Origin of the sequence: Vibrio cholerae ATCC 14035 (assembly GCF_000621645.1) — a bacterium.
In the GTDB taxonomy this organism is placed as follows: domain Bacteria; phylum Pseudomonadota; class Gammaproteobacteria; order Enterobacterales; family Vibrionaceae; genus Vibrio; species Vibrio cholerae.
On sequence record NZ_JHXR01000003.1, the window covers coordinates 308,376 to 329,769 of the forward strand.

Below are 21,394 nucleotides of genomic sequence, written 5' to 3' on the forward strand. Positions count from 1 at the left end.
ATCTCACAAAGGTAATTCAAATGACGGTTAAAACTCGTTTTGCGCCTAGTCCAACTGGGTATCTGCACGTTGGTGGTGCGCGTACAGCACTCTATTCTTGGTTATATGCTAAAAGCCAAGGTGGTGAATTTGTTCTGCGTATTGAAGACACCGACCTAGAACGCTCTACTCAGGCGGCGGTGGATGCCATTATTGAAGGCATGACGTGGTTAGGTTTGGAATGGGATGAAGGCCCATACTACCAAACCAAACGTTTTGATCGTTACAACCAAGTGATTGATCAGCTATTGGCAGAAGGCAAAGCCTACAAGTGCTATGCGCCGAAAGAGCTGCTGGATGAAATCCGTGCTGAGCAAGAAGCCAACAAAGAGATGCCTCGCTACGATGCGAATCATCCAAAAATCAAAGCGGTCAATGATGCGGCAAAAGAAGGTGAGCCTTGCTGTATCCGTTTCCGTAACCCGAAAGAGGGGAGCGTCGTTTTTGATGACCAAATCCGTGGCCGCATCGAAATCCGTAACGACCAACTGGATGATCTGATCATCCGTCGTACTGATGGCACTCCAACCTATAACTTCTGTGTAGTCGTGGATGATGTCGATATGGGTATCAGCCATGTGATTCGTGGTGAAGACCACATCAACAACACGCCACGCCAGATCAACATTTACAAAGCCATGGGCGCGACCATCCCAACCTTTGCGCACTGTGCAATGATCTTGGGTGATGATGGTGCCAAGCTATCTAAGCGCCATGGCGCGGTTTCTGTAATGCAATACCGTGATGATGGTTACCTCCCAGAAGCGCTGCTGAACTACTTAGTGCGTTTAGGTTGGGGACATGGCGACCAAGAGATCTTCTCACGCGATGAAATGATCAACTTATTCAGCCTTAACGCAATTTCAAAATCAGCGTCAGCGTTTAACACTGACAAACTGCTGTGGTTGAACAACCACTACATCAAGACTTCAGAGCCTGAGTATGTGGCGAAACACCTTGAGTGGCATTTCGAGAACCAAGGCATTAACAAAGCGACCGGCCCTGCTTTAGCGGAAGTGGTGAAGTTGGTGGGTGAGCGTTGCAATACCTTGGTTGAGCTTGCGCAGCAATCACGTTACTTCTACGAAGATTTTGCTGAGTTTGATGCTGATGCCGCGAAGAAACACCTGCGTGGTGTGGCAAAAGAGCCACTGATGCTAGCTCTGAGCAAGATTGAAGCGCTGACAGAATGGAATACCGAAGCACTGCATCACGTGATCGCACAAGTGTGTGAAGAGCTTGAGATTGGCATGGGTAAAATCGGTATGCCACTGCGTGTTGCTGTGACTGGCGGTGGCCAATCGCCTTCTGTGGATGCGGTGATGAACTTGATTGGTCAAGAACGTGTAATTGCACGTATCAAAATGGCACTAGAGTACATCGAAACTCGCGAAGCGAATGCATAGTTGTTTGATTGCATAAAAAGCCAAAGCCGCAGAACAAACTGCGGCTTTTTTATTATCTTTTGAAGTCTTGTTCTAATTCTACCGTTTATAGTTAAGGGTATGTGTTTTAGTCTTTTCTCATTTTTAGCAAAGACGTGACAAAATAATAACCGAAAGGCTCTTTTTCTTTTTATTTCATCCGCTATAGTGATGCCGACAAAAAGGTGATCTGGCTCGAGTACGAGTTAACCTTTTTGAACGGTCGAGGATCAGCGTATAACTCTCGACAATAATCATAAAGAAAAAAGGAAATACCATGAAAAAGCTAGCGGCAATTATTTCAGCGACGTTACTTTTTGCTTCTTCTGCGGCAGTGGCAGAGGTGTATGTCGGAGGTAAGGTCGGTAAATCTTGGTTGGATGACGCGTGTCTAGCTGGTCAATCTTGTGAAGATGATGATCAGGTTGTAGGCGCGTTTCTGGGTTACCAAGCAAACAAATGGCTCTCTCTGGAAGCAGGCTACGACTACTTAGGTAAGTTTACTGCTGCTGGATTGAATGATGAGAAGGTACAAGCGGTAACGCTAGCACCAAAACTCAGCATTCCTCTGACCGAAGGCATTGCGCTGTACGGTAAAGTGGGTGGTGCTTATGTCGATTACGGCAGCAAGGACGACTACTCATACCTAGGTGCAGCAGGCCTAGAGTTCAACACTAACCACAATGTCACTATGCGTTTGGAATACCAAAACCTGACTGACATTAATAACGACATCGTACGTGCACGCGCAGAAACCGCTACACTCGGTATCGCTTATAAGTTCGGTGGCAGTGAAGAGCCAGCACCAGTGGTAGAACAGCGTCCAGCTGAGCCTGCACCTGTTGCCGCACCAGTCGAGAAAGTGGCAGTCACTAAAACCTTTACTTTCCAACATCTGGATAGCAGCACCTTTGCTACTGCAAGTGCTGAGCTAAAACCAGCAACGGTTCAGAAGCTGGATAAAATTGTGGGTTACCTAAACCAATACCCACAAGCAAAAGTAGAAGTAGTTGGTCACACAGACTCAACAGGTTCTGAAGCTTACAACCAAAAACTGTCTGAGCGTCGTGCTCAAGCAGTAGCGAAAGCACTAGAAGCTCAAGGTATTGATGCATCTCGTATTTCAGCTAAAGGTCTAGGCGAAAGCAGCCCAATCGCTTCTAACGCGACAGCAGAAGGTCGTGAGAAGAACCGTCGTGTTGAGCTAGTGATCCCTGAATTCCAGTACCAAGTTACTGAATAATTTACGGTAATCATCAAGATTCAATCTACAAAGGCCCATTCGGGCCTTTGTTTTTTCTGGTGATAACAAAAATCGAGTGAAAAAGGTTTTATTTCAGGTCGATACTGTTTAAGCGTCCCATAAACACCAAAATATCTAAGCAATCTTTATGCGCGGCCAATAGGGCTTTTTTGGTTTTCGTGTAGGCGGCCAGTTTTCCGTGTTTATTGATGGAGCAGACCACGCTGCGGAAGTGGCATTTACCTTGTTCATCGTATTCTCGCCAAGCCGCAATATAACAAGCGTCTCTTGCCGTGGGGTTATCCAAGGTCGGCCTAGGTTTATGGATGATTTTGGGTTCTAAGCTGTGTGGTAAGCGAGTCATCAAGTAAGGATCTTTTAGGATTCTGCGCCAAAATTTGCCCCACATGGCGGAGCCCAATTCGTTGCGTAGCAAAATCGCTTTCTTCAATCCTTTCTTTTCACCAAGCCGTACAAACCCGACTGAGCGATGTAAAACCTTATCGTCAGGGGTATGAATATGAATTTTATACGCGGTTTTCGCTTTGGATATAAAGCGGTGTCCGGTATTCGTCTCTAGGTTACTTTTCGACATGACGTGTTTTATAAATAAAACTGTTAATAGTAATAATAGAGGCTTTTGGCTAGCACGAGAAGAAATGTGCTGTAGGAATGACCAAAGATTGACATAGTAAGCTTTACTCTGACCTTGTATCCTCTTCCTACTTGAAGCAGTAGCGGTGTTGGCTACGTTCGCCCCCCAATCACAGTGTTTATCTATATTCATGGAGATGAACTCTCTTGTCGCCTACCTGCAACTCCAAGTCGTTTGGGTATAGTGACGCTATTTACGTTTTCGCTTCTCTCTACTTCCCCTGCAACGCTCTTTCTATCTAAGCAATGTGCTCATAAATGCAAATGAGAATGCTTTACATTTGATTTGTGAATTATTAAGATTCTCAATGATGTACGTTCTATGCAACTCAGTGTCTTGGTTAAACCGTGGCTCAGTGCATTGTTACTGTATGTTCGTCGGAATACTTGCAATCAAGCGCATGGACTTGAGTCATGGTTTAGCAGTGCTGTTTTGTTTTGCCGCGTACTTTTTCGTTCTGGTATTTGTCATTGAAAACGAAGGAAGCCTCTCATCTCCATACTGGCCTGAGCGCAGTGTAGTGGTTAATTTAGAGTTAAGGAGAAATTCAAATGGCAGTTTTATGCCCAGCGCGAGTCAGTGTTGCAGAGAACAAAAAGTTTAAATTGCACACCTTGTCGGCGATGATGATGGGGCTTTTCACGGGCAGTTTTGCCTATGCGGAAACGCAGAATACGAGTAATCAAGAGCAAGAAATGCCCGTGTTGGTCGTGATTGGCGAAAAAACACAACGCAGCATTTATGAGACGAGCGCGAGTGTCGAAGTGTTTGATCAAGACACGATTGAGAGAACACCCGGCGCAACAGAGATTGATGATCTCCTACAACTGATCCCAAACCTTGTCGATTCGGGTCAAAGCAACAATATGCCCACGATTCGAGGTATCGATGGCTCGGGGCCTTCCGTTGGGGGCTTGGCCAGTTTTGCTGGCACATCACCTCGCTTAAATATGTCGATTGACGGTCGTTCGCTGACTTATTCTGAAATTGCTTTTGGCCCTCGTTCACTCTGGGATATGCAGCAAGTGGAGATCTATTTAGGGCCACAGAGCTACATTCAAGGGCGAAATACCTCGGCGGGCGCGATTGTGATGAAGTCTAACGACCCTACTCATCATTTTGAAAGTGCGGTAAAAGCAGGTATTGGCGAAAGCGATTATTCGCAAACAGCGGGTATGATCTCTGCACCTATTATTCAAGATGAGTTGGCATTTCGTTTGAGTTTTGATCAGCAGAAGCGGGATAGTTTTGTCGATCTTGCTGCTTTTGAACCCGCGGGCGATCCTAAAAAAATCGAGATGAATTCGGTGCGCGGTAAGCTGCTGTACGAACCTTCCGCACTGGATGGTTTTAAAACCACGTTAACGCTCTCTCATATGGATTCTCGTGGGCCACAAACAGAAAACATTAATGTGGCGGGTAACGAAGCCTTCCGACCGGTTTATGAGACAGCCTCGTTCACGACGGCGTGGGATATTATCTGGCATCTCAACGACCTCTTCACTTTTGAAAACAATCTGGTGTATGCCGATTTCAGCTATGACCGTTATACCAATCCCAATAGCCGAGGGGATTTCAATACCGATGGTAAAGAATTCCATATCGAACCGTTATTACGCTATATCGCACTGGATGGTAGCGTGAATACGCTGATTGGGGCGCGTTACTACCAATCTTCACAGGATGATATGTACATTGATGCGGCCAGTGCATATCCGATGGATGGTCGCACTAAAGCCAAATCCGTTTTTGCGGAAGTCACTTATGCGTTAACGCCTTCTATCAATGTGAATTTGGCTGGCCGATTTGAAAGAGAGCAGGTTAAGCGAAACGTCTCGCACCCAAGATACAAGCTTGATTACGATGAAACATCCAGCGTATTTTTGCCTAAGCTCGATGTGGCATATACACCAGTGCAAGGGCAGACCTATGGGATTAAAGCGGCTAAAGGTTACAATGCGAGTGGGGCAGGACTAGCCTTTAACTCGATGCAATTTACAGGTTTTAGGCCCTACGAGTTTGAACAGGAATCGATTTGGAACTATGAGTTTTACACCCGTCACCGTTTCAGCCATTCTGTCGAAGTGTTGACTAACCTTTTCTATAACGATTTTGACAGTATGCAGATGACGCAAACCACATCCAGTGGTGATGTGTTTATCGCTAACCTTGATGAAGCGAGCACTTACGGCGCTGAAATCGGATCACGTTGGTATGCGACCTCTTCACTCGAACTTTTTGCCAACCTAGGGCTTTTGAAAACCGAGTTCAAAGAAACCACCGGAAACACCAAAGAGCTGCCTCGAGCACCGAAAATGTCAGCCAATGTTGGTCTGCTTTATGATTTTGGCCAAGGGTTTGAGTTCAGTAGTAATGCGGCTTATACCGGAAGCTATTTCTCGGAGAGTGGCAATTCAGAAAAATTTGCGATTGACTCATATTGGGTTGCCAATGCTCAGTTAGCCTATGTTTTTGAGCATGGACGAGCAACCTTGTATGCCACTAACTTATTGGATTCTGATAAAACAACGCTTTATCTCTCAACCAATAATACGCTTGACCAACTTAAACAGCAGCCTCGCATGATTGGTGCATCGGTGCAGTTGAATTTCTAAATGATATTTCAAATGGACTGAAACAAAACAACGCCTCTAAGTCAGCTGAGAGGCGTTTTTTTATGTTCGCATTTAAGTCTTGAGCTGAGCTCTCGAGGTTAAACCATATCCTAAGAATCTGGGCTCCCTTGGTTAAGTTGATCGACAGTTGTGTAAAATTGGTTAATGATATACATTCTCATTTGAATTGATTGTTTACAGGGCCGAACCATTGTTTTTCAACTGGGGCAGAACGTTGGGAGGATTGAGTGAATGACACTCCCAGCAAGGTTGGCTAAGGCATAAGATAAATTAGGTGAAAGAATGAGTAACGAAGTCGAGCGCGTTTATCCGAGATTACTGGATTTTGTGCGTAAAAAATATGTATCAAAAAACCTACTTCGAGTGACACTGACTGGTGAGGATTTAATTGGATTCCCCGAAGATCAAAATGGGTCACACATTAAGGTTTTTTTCCCTAATCAGGCGAGTGGCATACTCCAATTACCGATTCGTGAGGGTGATAAAGTCATTTGGCCAGAGCATAAACCGGTTCCGCGAGCGTATACCGTTAGACAATACCGAGCACAGAGCAATGAGCTTGATATCGATTTTGTTGTGCATGGAGAAGGAACACCGGGTGGTGGATGGGCGCTAAAAGCTCAAACTGGTTCACAACTCGGTTTGATAGGTCCCGGTGGGCCAGACCCTCTTATTGAGCCAGCAGATTGGCATATTATGGCTGGCGATCTCTCTGCTGTGCCTGCGATCAGTGCCATTTTAGAAAAAATGCCTAGTCAGGCCAAAGGTTATGTATTTCTTGAAGTGGATGATATCGAAGATAAGCATGATATCTCCCATCCAGAACAGATGGTGATTAAGTGGTTAGTGCGCGATCCTAATCAGGCGCAACCCGTTTTGGCGATGGCGATTGAACAACTGCCAGTACCGCAAGGCGCAGAGTCGCTTTCTGCTTTTGTGGCAGGAGAAAATGAGAGCGTTATTGCGTGTCGTAAAATTTTGCGCAATGAATATCGAATCGCAAGAGATAAGATTTACGCCATTCCTTATTGGAAGCGCGGTAAAAACGAAGAGGCGTACCACGAAGAGCGCCATGTGGTGATGGATGAAGAGTTTTAACCTCTGACTCAGCACGGATTTCATTCACCTTGCCTGTTAATGTGGTAAGCCCCATCAGGGGCTTACCAACCCCTCTCTTTTCCCTTCCTACAAAGCTTCTGATGTGTTGGCTGCGTTCGTGACTTTTTCAATCTCGAGGCTGACCGATTTCGCTCTTTACATGTAATTGATAATGATTATTATTAACTAAAATTTACACATTAATGCGTTGCAAGACGATGTGTACCGAGTAAAGGGATGAATCTGTGGGTTTAAAGATGAAAGAAATGACAGCAATGCAAGCGGCTTATTGGCTAGGGCGTCAACACGACTGCTTGCTCGATGGTGTGGCCGCGCATCTCTACGCCGAATTTGATGGTCAAGCATTAAATCGACAGGCGCTAACGGAAGCGGTACGTGCGCTGTACGCGAAACATCCCATGTTACGTTTAGCGATCACCAAGGATGGACAGCAGAAGATCTTGCCGCTCTCAACTTTCCATCAGCTTAAAGTGGATGACCTATCACAATGGAAGCCAGATGAGGTGGAGTCTTTTGTGCATACTAAGCGCCAGCGAATGACCCACCAGATGCTCGATTTAACTCAGGGAAACCCGATTGAGATCAGCTTGACTCTGTTGCCTGAGGGCAAACACCGATTACACATTGATGCGGATATGATTGCGTGTGATGCACAAAGTTTTCGGCTGTTGGTGGACGATCTCACCTCACTCTATTTAGAGGCCATAGAGCATCGATTAGAGATCATTGAGTCTGATGTGGTGACTTTTTTCCAATATCTTGATGCTCAGCAAGCCGATCGTGCTTTGGCAAAACGCAAAGAGGTGGATAAGAAATGGTGGCAAGAGCGTCTTGCGACGATTCCCGCCGAGCCAAGTTTGCCTTATCAACCCGTACCAACCGACGCCGTTAGCGCAAACAGCCAAAGGTTTGCACACTGGTTCACTCCAGTGGAGCGCAAAGGGTTGGCGGAGGTTGCGCGGCAACATCATCTCACACTGACCCAACTGACATTGGCACTCTTTTCACAAGTGATTGCCAATGCTTGCCAAGAGAGACAATTTCGACTCAATGTACCTACATTCCATCGCGGCAATCGCTCTTTGGATATTGAACACACGATCGGCGATTTTTCCAATTTGCTGATTTTTAGCGCCGATGTGGGAACGACTCAGACCCTGTTAAGCCTGTGTCAGCAAACGGCTAACCAACTGCATCAATTACTTCGCCATGAAAGCTATTCAGGGGTTAGCGTGATGCGCGATTTATCGCGGAAACAGGGTGGGGTGCAGCGTTCACCGATAGTCTTTACCTCAGGCATGGAAATGCGAGACGAGGAGATCTTTTCCGATCATGTCACTCAGCATTTAGGGCGTATGAATTGGGTGATTTCGCAGGGAGCGCAGGTGACTCTCGATGCGCAAATTGCTCCGGCTTATGAAGGGATTTTGCTCAATTGGGATGTGCGAATGGAAAACTTCGCTGATAAGGACATCACAGCGCTTTTCGCGCATTACGTTGATTTGATCCGCTGTGTGGCGCTGCATCCTGAGATGATGCAGCAAAGCGTACAACAGATTGACGCGCAACTCGGTTATGCTCGCCGCGAGTCGATTCAGGAGATGCCACTGACCCCTTTACAACAAGCTTACTTGCTAGGTCGCTCAACCCAAATTGCCTTAGGCGGCGTCGCGATGCATGAGTTTCGTGAGTATCGAGGTCACATCGACACTCAGTCACTGCATAGCCGTCTGCTCTATCTCGTTGAGCATATTCCTGCCTTGAGAACTCGCATTGATCAAGAGAAATGGATTCAGTGGGTCTCTCCTTGCATAGCGTTAAATTGGCAAGCCATCGATTTACAGCATCTTTCCCGCGAACAAGCCTTATTAGCGGTTGAGCCAGTCAGGCAGCAATATCAGCAGCGGATGCATGATTTAACGCGCTCGCCCTGGCAAATCTGTGTGGTGCAACTGCCAATAGAAGAGCAAGAGGAGTTCAGCTCCATCGTATTGACCAGCTTTGATGCTTTGATTGTCGATGGTCGCACCCATGCACTCATTCTTGCTGCACTACTAGGAAGCGAAGAACCCGATATAACTCAGGTGGTGCAAAATGCTCGTGATACTCAGTCCATCTCGCCGCAATTCGCCTCCAAAAAAGCGCAAGATGAAGCGTATTGGAAAAGCAAACTTCATCCTGATTGCCCGCCGCCAGCACTGCCTTGGAAACAAGCATTAGAGACGATCACTACGTCTCGTTATGCTCGTGAAAGTTTGCAAATACCCAAAGAGAGTGTCGGTAAGCTCAATCGATGCGGCATTGAAAATGGCTTATTTCTCAATTCCTTGCTGACAGCAACCATCTTGGACGTGCTCTCCTATTGGACAACCGAAATCGGGATGCGAGTGGGTTTTCCGGTATTAATTCCAAGCAGTAATGCGATTGATGGCAATGAGTCATCCTTTGTGATCTTAGAGCATGAAAAATCCACCCTGAGTTTGCTGAGCCAAGCGAGCAAGCTACAGCGTGAGATGCTAGAGGCTCTTGAGCATCTTGCTTTTTCTGGCGTCGATCTTAACCGTCTGTTGATGAATCAAGCGCCGCAAGCTCTGGTGCTGCCGGTTGTGTTAACCAATGGTTTGTCTTGGAAAACCCTGAATCCAGAGGATGCTGTCACTCTGTTCGATGGGGTAACGCAAACTCCGCAGGTGGCTTTAGATATTCGCTTAACTTACGACGAGCAGAAAAACCTCATCATCAGCTTTGATTATGCTTTAGCGGTTTTAGAGACTGAGCTTATCCGCGAGATGTTAAGTGCCTTACATCATCGCTTGAGTCAGATCACTTCGTCAGCATCATTGGCCGCGCCGCTTGAGCCATGTATCGACCTTTCACACTACCGTTTTAATAGCGATGAGTCGGCCAGTCACGATTGCGATTTTCTTGCCAAGTTAGCGCAGCAATTGTTTGTCCGCACAGAGGATAAAACCGCTGTGATCTGCGGTGAACAAACCCTTTCTTATGCTCAATTGGGTGAGCAGGTTCAGCGCGTGATGTGGCAGCTCAAAGCGCGAGGGTTGACCACAGGAAATGTGCTCGCCATTTGCTTGCCACGCAGTGTTGAACATATCGTCATCAGTTTGGCTTCTGCACTTTCGGGGATTATCTGGGTACCTATTGATGCTGCGTCTCCCAAAGAGCGTCTGAATTACCTTTTAGAAAATTGTCACGCCGATCTGGTGGTGATGGATAAGCCCTGTGAGTTTGGCAATGTGATCGCTTTTGATGCCTTGATTGAGCCTGTCTTATTCGCCGATGGAGTACCTGACGTTACACCACTCGATCAATTAAGCCGATTAAGCCAAAGCCAACAAACGGCTTATTATCTTTATACCTCTGGCACTACGGGCAAACCTAAGTGCGTGGTGGTCAATAATCAGGCGACCTCGAATGTGATTGGTCAAACTGGCCAAGCGTGGCATCTCACCAGTGAGGATGTGGTGATGTCAGTGACGCCATTGCATCATGATATGTCGGTGTTTGATCTCTTTGCCACCTTGAGCTTCGGAGCGACGTTAGTTCTTCCCGCTGGGCATGAAGAAAAAGATGCGTTGCAATGGAATCGCTTAATTGAGCGGCATCAAGTGACGATTTGGGTCTCCGTCCCCGCTATCTTGGAGATGTTGCTCTCTTGCACTCAAGCAGGGCAATTACACTCACTTCGTCTGATTGCCCAAGGGGGGGATTACATCAAACCTGCCACCATCGCCCAATTACGCGCTGGTTCAAATCCGCCGCGGTTGATCTCTTTGGGCGGTCCTACCGAGACGACGATTTGGAGCATCTGGCATGAGCTGACGGCAGATGATGTCAGCGTGATCCCATATGGTCGGCCGTTGGCGGGAAACCGTTATTTCATTATGGATGAGATACAACGCCATGTACCGCAAGGTGTGGTCGGCCGTATCTTCACCTCTGGGGTCAATTTAGCGCAAGGTTATCTTGAAGACGGCGAACTGAAACAAACCGATTTTGTCACCGTATTGGATGAGCATGGCCACCCTGTGCGCGCGTTTCGAACGGGCGATCAAGGCTACTACCGCGCGGACGGCAATATCATTTTTGCTAGCCGCATCAATGGTTATGTGAAAGTTCGTGGGGTACGAGTGTCACTGCCGGATATCGAAAAGCAGCTGCAAACTCATCCGGCGCTCGCGAGCGTGGTGGTGGTCGATTATGCGGATACTAATGGAGATACCGCTTTAGCCGCATTATTTAGCGTTAAACCTCAGCAATCAGCATCGAGTCAGGCGTTACGAGAGTTTGCCAAACAATCGCTACCGTCTTCGCATATTCCGAGTCGGTTTATTGCTTTAGAGGCTTTACCGCTTTCTGCGAATGGTAAAGTGGATCGCAAACAGTGCCAAGCGCATGTTCAGCGACAATCGATCTCTGTTGAACCAGTAGGTCAACCGAATCAAAGTCAACCTCTCTCACCACCTACCTTGTCATCGGCTTCCTTGAGTGAGTTTGAACAGCGAGTCTGGCGACAGCATCAACGACATGGTGACGGACGCAATCAATATGCGACCGCTTATCGATTGAGCGGAAAAGTGAATATCGCGCGCTTAATCACAGCGCTCAGTCAGTTGCCCAATCATTTTCCAGTGTTAAACCGACGCTATGTGCTTGATGAGGCATCCGGCTTAACCTTGTACTCGGCGAAGCCAACACCGCTTGAGATCCATTTTGAGCATGTTGAGTCAATGGATGAGGCGTTTGAACATCTTGTGCGATGGCAAAATCAGCCGATGGATTTAGCCAAGCAAGCCACACTAAGTTTTTGCTTGTTGAGTTTGGGGAGCGAAGAGCGAGTGCTTGGGGTGATAAGCCATCAAATTATCAGCGAGCAATGGGATTGGCGGCGCGTATTTGAGTGCGTAACCAATGGGTATAACCAAATCGCCTGTGACATCGATCCTGTGATGGAGGGGGAGGATCTTTCCCTCGGCTTTACCCCTGTGATGCCGCAAACGCCATTATCCCAAGCGTTGTTGCCGTGGTTACAGCCTGCGAGCCACGCTACATGGATTGAGCAGAGCTTGCCGAGCGCAAATAGCGCCATCAATACGCTTTGCAGTCGTAAATATCGGATTGCCCTACACAGCAGCGTACTGGCGGAGCATGGTTTAGCGCAGCCGGATAAGCAGGAAGTGCTTGCACTGATCGCCGCGTTATTTGCTCGCTACCTTGCCGCAAGTGCGAAACTTGGCCAATTTGAGCTTTACGTTCCGCATGATGTGGAGCGCAAAACGCGTGAGTTGAATGGTTCTATGATTGAAAGCCAGTTGGTGCATATCGCCCTTAAAGGCTTTGAGCGTCCGCTTTCGCAACTGAGCCAAGAGATCTTAGACGCTATGCGCCAGCCGTTAACGGGGGGAGTCGCTAGCGAAACTCACGCCTCTGCCGCAGCCTTGGTGACTTGGTTAGTGGATCCTTCAGTGCATCTACAATTGGAGGGCTTGCGCTGCGAAAAATTACTTTTTGCAGCCATGCACCCCAAATTTGAAGTCGCCTTGGGGGTTGGGCTTAATTGCCAAGGTGCCCTAGTACTTGAGCTGGCGTTAGATGCCACGGTTTCCCCCCATGTCGGAGCCTACTTGCTTGAGCAATTTGTCGCTGCGATAGGTGGGCGAACAATGCCTTCTTCGACAACCTCATCCTCTCATGTCTCAGCCATTGAGTTGACGTCAAACAATCCGCCGACCTCAAACAATGCGCATGCGGCGTTGGCAGAGTCTGAGCTTGAATTGAGCGCTGTAAATTCCTCTGCGGTTGAAGAGTGCATTTTGGCTGAGTTTCGCTCAGCACTTGGTGTTGCCGAGATGACGGCAGAGGATGATTTCTTTGATTTTGGCGGACATTCCCTGATCGCAACGCGAGTCATTGGTCGCTTGTTGAGCGAGCAAGGTATTGAACTGCACATCAATGATATGTTTAGTTTCCCTAATGCCAAGCAACTGGCGCAGCAAGCCGTACTTCACCGTAAACCCACCAGCACATCATTCGCAGTGAGTGAGGTGGTCGAGTCGTCCAAAGCGCCTTTGTCGTTAGCACAAGCCTCTTTATGGAAGGCGATGAGCAAATACGCCAAGTTTGGTTTGACCCACATCTTCAATCTTCCGTTTGCGCTTAAATTTTTAGATGAGGTCAATGAGCAAGCATTTGGTGAGGCTTTTCACTGGCTTTTACTGCGTCATGCTGGGTTACGAACCCACTTTGGCCTAGAAGATGGGCAGCCTTACCAGCACGTGATCGCAGCCAGCAACATAGAACATTACCAGTGGTTCTGGACGTCTAAAGATAACGCCGCCCAATCCGTGGCCAGACTACTGGCGCAAGAGGCCGAGCACACCTTTGACCTGAGCCAAGAATTGCCACTTCGACTCAATTTCGTACGTGATGAACAGACGGGGACGCAATATCTTTCACTTCTGTTCCACCATATTGTGTTGGATGAGTGGTCGATCAATATTTTGATGGATGAATTAGCACAGGTGTATCAACACAGTGTGCAAGGTACTCGTCCACAGTGGCAAACGGAACCCTTACCTTTCCATGAGTTTGCTCGCAAGCAGCGTTCTTCGGCATTCAATCAAACGCATCTTAACTATTGGTTAACCAAGTTTGCCGGTGTGCCTTGGGCACAGCCTCTGTTTGCTGCGGATCATCCTTTAAGTAACAGCACTGGCGTCGATCTTGGAGAAGGCGGCTGGGTCGAAATAAAATTGCCGAAATCAACCATGGTATCGCTGTATCAATTGGCTAAAGCACGCCATGCTTCGTTGTTTAACGTGATGTATGCGGCGATTTCTGCGTCGGTACATTGTCTCGGCGCACCAGAAAAGCTGCTGGTTGGCACACCTGCTTCCGGTCGGCTGGATGCCGAGTTTTTCGACACAGTCGGTTATTTCACTACCATGGGCGTTCAGTTGGTGGATTTCACGAAAGTACAAACGGTGTGGCAACTCATCGAGCAAGTGAAAAACAGCATTAACCAGTCGATGCCATACACAGATATTCCGATTGACCTGATTGAAGAAGGGCTCAAAGGTGTTGAGCATGAGACGGAAGGTCACATGTTTGAGGTCTTTATACAACTGCATGCAAAAAATAAGCTGCATGGAGAGCTACTGTTGACAGAAGGGCATGCGATCCGCTTCCAACAAGTCGATCCCGATAAAAGTGAATCCGGCTTAGGTTTACAGTTTGAAATTTTAGAAGAGAGGATCGAGCAAAAGCAGACGTTGAGAGTCATGATGAGTTATATGTCGAAACACTATAGCCCAGCTCAAGTCGCTCTGTTGACCAAGGTAACCAGTGGCATGTTTGAGCGGTTTTCCGATTGTATTGCACAAGATATTGCACTGCCGACGCTGAAAAAGCAGGTGAGGCAGCTTGAAGATGAAGCTTGTCGCTCTCCGTCCATGGGGTAGTGTTTTTGTGTCGTGACTCGATATCGTAGTGGTAGGGAATAGGGGGCGAAGGGCGATATTGGCTCCCCCTTTATGACAAGCCCTGAAGTGCCAGTCGTGGCAGTTCAGGGCTTGAACTTGATGATTGAGCTACATCTGCTTGTGCATCACATCGCCGATTTGAATACTGTAGGCGAGCTCAGGTTGATCCACGGTTAATTCCGCTTCGTGTTCATATACACGAGACACGGTAAGCGTAATCTCACTTTGTGTGACTTTGTTACGCGGCAACCCTTGTTGGTCGATAAAGGCTCCGGTGTGCCAGAGGCTGAGCTTGTCACCTTGTTTAACACCGTGAATACGACCGAGATCCATGGTGGCTGTGGTTCCAAATTTCGCCACAATTTGCGGTAACGTGATCTTACAAGAAATTTCCGATTCAAGGTCGAGCATAATGTTGCGGCTCACCCGCAGCATCATTTCACCATAAGTCGATGCCCAGAAACGTGCACTACGCGTATCAATTTGGCTGGTTTTAGGAAACGGCCAGCGCGCAACTTCACGGTAAGTGCGTGTCATCACTTCATTGCCTGTTTTTCCATCAAACACACTGATTTCCATCGCAAACTGGCGATTGATGATGTCATCTTGCAGCGTTTTTTGCTCTATGGTGGCGGTTAAATCAGTGATCATGCCGCCCATGATGTACTGCGCTCCAGCATCTTGCGCGATCATCTTGATCCGCTCCGGCGCTTTAGGGTCAATATCGTATTGGGTTGTGCCGACCGAGACAAAGCTGCGAGATTCTTGCTCTAAGCGACGATTAATCACCTGCGCAAAATCATCACCGACCTGATAGATCTGTCCCATCACTGCTTGCTGAGGTGAGGCCAGATCAATATTGCCGATCAACATGGTTTTTTTGTATTGCTCAACGTGGCAAGCCGTTGCCGATGGGTAAATATCAATGCGGGTGCGCACGTACATCACATTGTTAATCGCTTTGCGTTCTTCAATCAGGATGTAGCGTACCTCATGGTTAGCAAACAGGTATTCTCGACGATCAGACTCCAAGAGCGGCATCAAATTGCTAATGCTGCCAATATCTGCCCCGGCAAAATTTACCGCTTTATACAGCGCATCTTCTAAGGCGTGTAAGCGGGCGACCTCTTCGGAAGAAACAATAGCGGCAGAGCCTGTCACTTCATACCAAGCTGCATGAGCCGATGGAAGTTGAAGCATCATCCAAAGTGCTGAAATGATAGATAAAATATTTTTTTTCATCGTAAGGTCCCAAGTGGGTATAAATTTTGCTTTTCAAATCCTAACTGATGTAGGCATTGCAATTCTGAATCAATAACCGTTTAAGAAAAGCAAGGAGCGTTCCAGTTTAATCGAGTGAGAAGCTGAAATGCGCGCCATAGTATATCTGGAGATGAAGAGAATGAAAAAATGGCTTTCCTTAGTACCCGTCGTTTTACTGACTTCGTGTGCATACGCCCCGATTTATAACGGCAAAGAGCCATACAATGGTTCACAGTTTATGTTGATGGAGAGTCCTCGTCACACATTGGATTTCTTTGTTGAGAGCATGACGGAAGATTTGATGCTCTCGAATACCAGCATTACTGCTCGTACGCCAATTGCGGTGACCTCGTTTGTCGATCTGCAAAATATGGATACCACTAACTGGCTCGGTAATTCGGTCTCGGAAGGATTCATTCACCAGTTTCAGCGCCGTGGATTCAAAGTGGTGGATTTTAAAACCACAGGTTCAATCCAAGTGACGCAGCAGGGGGATTTTGCCTTTAGCCGCGACTGGAAAAACCTTTCTTCAGAGCAAGAAGTCCAGTACGTACTGACAGGGACTATGCTGCGCCAAGAAGGCGGGGTGATAGTGAATGCTCGTGTAGTTGGCATGCACTCACGAATTGTTGTGGCCACGGCACAAGGTTTCTTGCCTGCCGATCGTATCGGCCGAGATTTGGATACGCTCAACAGTATCCGTACCCAAGATGGAGTGTTGATCCGCTCAGATCCAACCATCACTCAGCCGTACACCGTGATTTTACGTCCATAGGAGAACGATGATGAAATCTAGCTTACTACTCCTAGTGGCAGCCTTAATGATGACGGGATGCCAACCCTTGCAAAGCATGCGCCCTGATGATTGGTTAACGGCGGTTGGCTATGCCAATATCAGCGAGCAGAGAGGGCGTGATGAGGCCGAGAAGCAAGTGCGTGCGATGCGTGCTTCTAAAATTGATGCTTACCGCGAGCTTGCTGAGCAGGTGTATGGTATGCGCATCAGTGGTCGTGCTGAGTTACAAGATCAACGTCTTGGTACAGAGTGGACGGCAGGTGCGGTCGATGGTGTGATTCGCGGTGCTGAAGTGGTACGCAGTTATAAGGTTGGGGACAGCTATGTCACTGAACTGAGACTTGATATTCGCAAGATGGACAAGATGCGTGATTACGGGGAAGTTCAACAAGTTCCCGAAAAACGACAAATGACCCTATTCTAGCGCTCACCTCTTCATCTCCCAGAACGTCAAAAGCGGCAATGATTGCCGCTTTTTTGCTTGTTAAGTCTTACTGATTTGTTTGAGTGCTTCGCTTTAAGAGACTCTCTCATCATGCTTTGATATTGGTACCCAAGGTTGAAATAGTATGGGTTTTCCCGGTCGCGCTGTAAGTCATACCAATCTTGCCATGACTTTGTTGCATCAGGTTATTGAGTTTATTGAAGCTCAATTGCGCGCGGGCCAAAGCATCGCCATTAATCAGGTTGGCTTGCTGGCAATCCATGATAATACTGCGGATTTGACTCACCAACTCATTGAGATAAGTATCTTCAGTCAGGCTCGCGACATGCGGATGTTTCGCAATGCGTTGGTCAGTTTGCTGTAATTGATTGACTAAGGTGAGTTTCTGTTTAGCAATGGATTCGATATCGACAGAGATTCGGCTGGTGATCGCAACTTTCTCCGCTTCGAGTACGGTCACGAGTTCTTGCGCATTTTTCAGTTGAAACTCAACCAAGTCTTTTAATGCTGCCATCGCCAAATCGCCTATACATTACAGTGGGATCATCATTCTTTGTTCGTCACTTTTTCGTTATAACAACATACTCGTCGGTGACGCACGCTGGGGACACGTTAGGTTAGAAGCCGCCCAGTTCTTTTTCGAATTTGATCATATTATCGGCCAGTTTTTCAGGGTCAACCACGTAAGAGCCGTTAGCAATCGCTTCTTTGATTGCGGCGACTTTTGCGCTGTCAAAACTGGGTCTTGAAGCCATTTCACTATGCATTTCGCCAATGGCTTTACTTTGTGAGCTCAGCGATACCGCATCTTGACCACTTGCCGATGAGCGCGATACCGCCCCGGATTGAGTGGAAGAGTTGCTGGCATCAGAAGAACGCACATTGGTGCGGCTGGTCGTGTTTAACGACTGTCCTGCGCGTATGTTATCAATACCTGCCATAAATGAGCCTTTTCAATAAACTTTAACGTGTACTGTCAATATCGACCACACAGGTCGAAACTTTAGCGACTTTTTTAACCAAACAGAAAATCACTTGGCACCAGTTTTTCTGATAAGCAAGGTAGAGCTATCAAAACGCGACGGTGACCTCACCAACACCACTGACTTGCGCATCAATTATACGGTTAGATTTGTCATTTTTCACTTTTATCTGCTCTCCCACGACACCATCGGACATCGCCGTCCCTTTGGTTGTGATCGACATACCAGATTTTCCCGCTCGGATGACAACACTTTCATTTCGACACACGATGCACACATCGTTCTGTTCAATCACATCACCCACACGAATATTTTTTTTGATTTTTGCACCAATCACGTTTTCAGGAGTGGAAAAACCTTGCCGCCGGAAACGCAGCAGGTCTACCATACTTAACGTAACATCTTGTGCGGAAATCATTTGTCCCCGACTTAATGGGGTTGCCGCAGTGATGAGTGGGATAGTGATCGTCAGACGAACCGGCACATAAACACGCCAGTTATCCGGTTTACACTCCACCAATACGGTGATGTTGGCCGCAGAACCATTGCTGGATGATGAATTTGTTGTGAGAGGTTCCGGACAATCGGTCGCGAATAGACGATCGTCTATATTGGCAGCATTGACCACTAACTCACCGCCAGCAGGCATATCCACCGTGCTCAGCACATGATTTTCGGCGGCTTCTTTGATCATTGAAAGCTGTTCCGGCGTGGCTGCATTGGCCGCTAGACTAAAGAAAAATAATAAAAAGCCGATAAAGCTATAAAATATTTCACAGAAAGCTCTACACTTAGTTATGAAATGCGAATGGAGATCGATCTTCGGATGCATTTTTCGTTTCTCTGGTTTCTTCATAGCCTGTAGTAGACTATCACTTTTTTTGGATAAAAGTTTGAGATGGAGATGAGCTTATGACGGGTATTCTTGATTCTGTGAATCAGCGTACGCAACTCGTCGGTCAAAACCGATTAGAACTATTAACTTTCCGTCTTAACGGCCGTCAACGATACGGTATTAACGTTTTCAAAGTTAAAGAAGTCCTGCAATGTCCTAAATTGACCTCAATGCCTAATTTGCACCGCTTAGTAAAAGGGGTTGCCCATATTCGTGGTCAAACGGTCTCTGTGATTGACATGAGCCTTGCCGTTGGTGGTCGTCCGACGACGGACGTGGATAAAAGTTTCGTGGTCATCGCGGAATTTAACCGTACTATTCAAGCATTTCTGGTGAGCTCGGTTGAGCGTATCATTAACATGCGTTGGGAAGCGATATTACCGCCTCCGAATGGGACTGGGAAAAGTAACTATTTGACGGCTGTGACCAATATTGATAATGAATTGGTTGAGATCATCGACGTTGAAAAGATCTTGGCTGAAATCACGCCAGTTAACGAAGATATGGACAGCTCAATTGGTGAACAAATAGCCCAAGTTGAGCAGGAAAAAGAGTTTGTTCGTCGCATTTTGATTGCGGACGACTCCAGCGTGGCACGCAAACAGGTGCAACGCGCCATTGAGTCTATCGGTTTTGAAGTCGTTACCACGAAAGATGGTAAAGATGCTTACGAAAAATTACTGGAAATGCTCAGTGAAGGGCCAATCAGTAATCAAATATCTTTGGTTATCTCCGATATTGAAATGCCAGAGATGGATGGCTATACCTTGACTGCGGAAATCCGTCGTCATAACGAGCTCAAAGATCTTTATGTTATTTTGCACTCTTCATTGAGTGGCGTGTTCAACCAAGCCATGGTTGAGAGAGTTGGGGCAAATGCGTTTATTGCGAAATTTAACCCTGATGAGCTTGGTAATGCGGTGAAAGCTGCGCTAGTTAAATAAAGAGAATTGAATGACTGCTATAACGATTAGCGACCAAGAGTATCGCGACTTTTGCCGATTTCTGGAATCTCAGTGCGGAATTGTACTGGGTGACAGCAAGCAGTATTTGGTGCGAAGTCGTCTAAGTCCACTCGTCACCAAATTCAAGTTAAGTTCGTTGTCTGACTTGTTGCGGGATGTCGTGACAGGACGAAATCGCGATCTGCGCGTAGCAGCGGTTGACGCCATGACAACCAACGAAACCTTATGGTTTCGAGATTCCTACCCATTTACGGTTTTAGCTGACAAATTATTGCCAGAAATGGCGGCACATAAACGGCCGATAAAAATCTGGTCGGCGGCCAGTTCATCAGGCCAAGAGCCGTACTCCATGGCGATGACGATTTTAGAAGTGCAGCAAAAACGTCCGGGATTGTTGCCAAGCGTGTCAATTACTGCCACGGATATTTCAGCCAGTATGTTAGATATGTGCCGAGCCGGGATTTATGACAACTTAGCTTTAGGACGTGGTTTATCTCCTGAGCGTCGTCGAGTGTTTTTCGAAGATGCTGGGGATGGCCGGATGAAGGTGAAGGATAACGTAAAACGTTTAGTGAACTTCCGCCCGCAAAACTTAATGGAAAGTTACTCCTTGCTGGGTAAGTTTGACATCATTTTTTGCCGTAACGTGCTGATCTATTTCTCGCCAGATATGAAATCTAAAGTGCTTAATCAGATGGCGGCAAGTTTGAACCCCGGCGGCTATTTACTGTTAGGGGCATCCGAATCCCTGACTGGGCTGACGGATAAGTTTGAAATGGTGCGTTGTAACCCTGGTATCATCTATAAACTCAAATAAAGAAATTAATCCATCTCATTTTGCCCGGTTTCTACCGGGCTTTTTCTTTTCTTTCAGACTCTAATGAACAGGAACGCCTTTTTCTTGCAAGGAGTCGGTTTGGCGTGGAGTTTGCTAAATATTATCCATCTTGCTGCTAATCGTTCCAGTTTTGAAAGTTGGTACGCTAATTGCAAATAATTTCAGCAGTAACGGTCAGTTCTTATCGAAGAGGTAAACATGGCTATTTCTTTTGACAGAGCCCTAGGTATTCACCAACACACGGTGGGCGTACGTGAGCGCAACTCTGAGGTGATTGCCACCAATATTGCGCAGGCCAATACGCCGGGATTTAAGGCAAAAGGAATGGACTTCCAGAAGGCATTGCAAGCGGCAAGTTCGGGGGCAAGCATTAGTCTTAGCCGTACCGATAGTCGGCATATTCCTGCCTCTTCAACGATGAGTGGGGAAATTCTTTACCGCGTACCGACACAGCCGGATACCGGTGATGGCAATACGGTGGATGTAGACTTGGAGCGTAACTTGTTTATGCAAAACCAAATCCGTCACCAAGCGTCACTGGATTTTCTAGGCAGTAAATTTAAGAACTTAACCAAGTCGCTTAAAGGGGAGTAG

At 47.1% G+C, this 21,394-nt stretch carries 15 protein-coding genes; 10 read left to right on the forward strand and 5 right to left on the reverse strand.

Translation table 11 applies throughout. From position 1 onward, the window contains the following. Positions 1–20 precede the first annotated feature (20 nt). Positions 21–1,445, forward strand: coding sequence for a glutamate--tRNA ligase (gltX, locus tag T411_RS0104830; protein ID WP_000216841.1), 1,425 nt, complete (start codon positions 21–23; stop codon positions 1,443–1,445). A 295-nt stretch (positions 1,446–1,740) separates the two neighbouring features. After that, positions 1,741–2,706, forward strand: a complete 966-nt coding sequence (locus T411_RS0104835) for an OmpA family protein (RefSeq protein WP_000731531.1) — start codon at positions 1,741–1,743, stop codon at positions 2,704–2,706. Positions 2,707–2,794: 88 nt separating this feature from the next. Here the strand turns inward: T411_RS0104835 and T411_RS0104840 are convergent, their stop codons facing one another. Continuing rightward, complete coding sequence (locus T411_RS0104840) at positions 2,795–3,301, reverse strand: Fe3+-citrate ABC transporter substrate-binding protein (RefSeq protein WP_001895039.1); 507 nt, start codon at positions 3,299–3,301, stop codon at positions 2,795–2,797. Between the two features lie 611 nt (positions 3,302–3,912). Here T411_RS0104840 and T411_RS0104845 point away from each other — a divergent pair. From T411_RS0104845 to T411_RS0104855, 3 genes are all read left to right on the forward strand, one after another. Then, a complete protein-coding gene (locus T411_RS0104845; protein WP_000279435.1) occupies positions 3,913–5,976 on the forward strand; it encodes a TonB-dependent siderophore receptor in 2,064 nt (687 codons plus the stop codon). Positions 5,977–6,279: 303 nt separating this feature from the next. Next, on the forward strand, positions 6,280–7,095 hold the full coding sequence (locus T411_RS0104850) for a siderophore-interacting protein (RefSeq protein ID WP_000064348.1): 816 nt from the start codon (positions 6,280–6,282) through the stop codon (positions 7,093–7,095). 245 nt (positions 7,096–7,340) lie between these two features. Then, positions 7,341–14,594, forward strand: a complete 7,254-nt coding sequence (locus tag T411_RS0104855; RefSeq protein ID WP_000523394.1) for a non-ribosomal peptide synthetase — start codon at positions 7,341–7,343, stop codon at positions 14,592–14,594. Positions 14,595–14,723: 129 nt separating this feature from the next. Here T411_RS0104855 and T411_RS0104860 read toward each other — a convergent pair whose 3' ends face one another. Then, the gene (locus tag T411_RS0104860) at positions 14,724–15,857 is read right to left on the reverse strand and encodes a flagellar assembly protein FlgT (protein ID WP_000739493.1); all 1,134 of its coding nucleotides are present in this window, start codon (positions 15,855–15,857) and stop codon (positions 14,724–14,726) included. A 160-nt stretch (positions 15,858–16,017) separates the two neighbouring features. On the opposite strand from T411_RS0104860, the gene T411_RS0104865 reads away from it, so the two are divergent. Both T411_RS0104865 and flgP read left to right on the forward strand, forming a co-directional pair. After that, entirely contained in the window at positions 16,018–16,653 is a 636-nt protein-coding gene (locus T411_RS0104865; protein WP_000759070.1) for a FlgO family outer membrane protein, read from the forward strand. 7 nt (positions 16,654–16,660) lie between these two features. Then, positions 16,661–17,098: a flagellar assembly lipoprotein FlgP gene (flgP, locus tag T411_RS0104870; RefSeq protein ID WP_001912103.1), complete on the forward strand. Its 438-nt coding sequence runs from the start codon at positions 16,661–16,663 to the stop codon at positions 17,096–17,098. Positions 17,099–17,207: 109 nt separating this feature from the next. Here flgP and T411_RS0104875 read toward each other — a convergent pair whose 3' ends face one another. The 3 genes from T411_RS0104875 to flgA form a co-directional block, all read right to left on the reverse strand. Then, positions 17,208–17,633, reverse strand: a complete 426-nt coding sequence (locus tag T411_RS0104875; protein ID WP_000729367.1) for a flagella synthesis protein FlgN — start codon at positions 17,631–17,633, stop codon at positions 17,208–17,210. A gap of 103 nt (positions 17,634–17,736) precedes the next feature. After that, positions 17,737–18,060: a flagellar biosynthesis anti-sigma factor FlgM gene (gene flgM / locus T411_RS0104880; RefSeq protein WP_000907265.1), complete on the reverse strand. Its 324-nt coding sequence runs from the start codon at positions 18,058–18,060 to the stop codon at positions 17,737–17,739. Between the two features lie 130 nt (positions 18,061–18,190). Then, on the reverse strand, positions 18,191–18,958 hold the full coding sequence (gene flgA / locus T411_RS0104885; RefSeq protein WP_001881906.1) for a flagellar basal body P-ring formation chaperone FlgA: 768 nt from the start codon (positions 18,956–18,958) through the stop codon (positions 18,191–18,193). A gap of 56 nt (positions 18,959–19,014) precedes the next feature. On the opposite strand from flgA, the gene T411_RS0104890 reads away from it, so the two are divergent. From T411_RS0104890 to flgB, 3 genes are all read left to right on the forward strand, one after another. Beyond that, a complete protein-coding gene (locus tag T411_RS0104890; protein ID WP_000145786.1) occupies positions 19,015–19,941 on the forward strand; it encodes a chemotaxis protein CheV in 927 nt (308 codons plus the stop codon). Between the two features lie 10 nt (positions 19,942–19,951). After that, on the forward strand, positions 19,952–20,779 hold the full coding sequence (locus T411_RS0104895) for a protein-glutamate O-methyltransferase (RefSeq protein ID WP_000125384.1): 828 nt from the start codon (positions 19,952–19,954) through the stop codon (positions 20,777–20,779). Positions 20,780–20,998: 219 nt separating this feature from the next. After that, positions 20,999–21,394, forward strand: a complete 396-nt coding sequence (gene flgB, locus T411_RS0104900) for a flagellar basal body rod protein FlgB (protein WP_001007981.1) — start codon at positions 20,999–21,001, stop codon at positions 21,392–21,394.

Excerpts from the sequence above, each read along its gene's own strand:
- T411_RS0104845 (WP_000279435.1), top strand. The coding sequence starts at position 3,913 with ATGGCAGTTTTATGCCCAGCGCGAGTCAGTGTTGCAGAGAACAAAAAG.
- T411_RS0104875 (WP_000729367.1), bottom strand. The coding sequence starts at position 17,633 with ATGGCAGCATTAAAAGACTTGGTTGAGTTTCAACTGAAAAATGCGCAA.
- T411_RS0104850 (WP_000064348.1), top strand. The coding sequence starts at position 6,280 with ATGAGTAACGAAGTCGAGCGCGTTTATCCGAGATTACTGGATTTTGTG.
- gltX (WP_000216841.1), top strand. The coding sequence starts at position 21 with ATGACGGTTAAAACTCGTTTTGCGCCTAGTCCAACTGGGTATCTGCAC.
- flgP (WP_001912103.1), top strand. The coding sequence starts at position 16,661 with ATGATGAAATCTAGCTTACTACTCCTAGTGGCAGCCTTAATGATGACG.
- flgA (WP_001881906.1), bottom strand. The coding sequence starts at position 18,958 with ATGAAGAAACCAGAGAAACGAAAAATGCATCCGAAGATCGATCTCCAT.
- T411_RS0104860 (WP_000739493.1), bottom strand. The coding sequence starts at position 15,857 with ATGAAAAAAAATATTTTATCTATCATTTCAGCACTTTGGATGATGCTT.
- T411_RS0104865 (WP_000759070.1), top strand. The coding sequence starts at position 16,018 with ATGAAAAAATGGCTTTCCTTAGTACCCGTCGTTTTACTGACTTCGTGT.
- T411_RS0104890 (WP_000145786.1), top strand. The coding sequence starts at position 19,015 with ATGACGGGTATTCTTGATTCTGTGAATCAGCGTACGCAACTCGTCGGT.
- T411_RS0104895 (WP_000125384.1), top strand. The coding sequence starts at position 19,952 with ATGACTGCTATAACGATTAGCGACCAAGAGTATCGCGACTTTTGCCGA.
- flgB (WP_001007981.1), top strand. The coding sequence starts at position 20,999 with ATGGCTATTTCTTTTGACAGAGCCCTAGGTATTCACCAACACACGGTG.
- flgM (WP_000907265.1), bottom strand. The coding sequence starts at position 18,060 with ATGGCAGGTATTGATAACATACGCGCAGGACAGTCGTTAAACACGACC.
- T411_RS0104840 (WP_001895039.1), bottom strand. The coding sequence starts at position 3,301 with ATGTCGAAAAGTAACCTAGAGACGAATACCGGACACCGCTTTATATCC.
- T411_RS0104835 (WP_000731531.1), top strand. The coding sequence starts at position 1,741 with ATGAAAAAGCTAGCGGCAATTATTTCAGCGACGTTACTTTTTGCTTCT.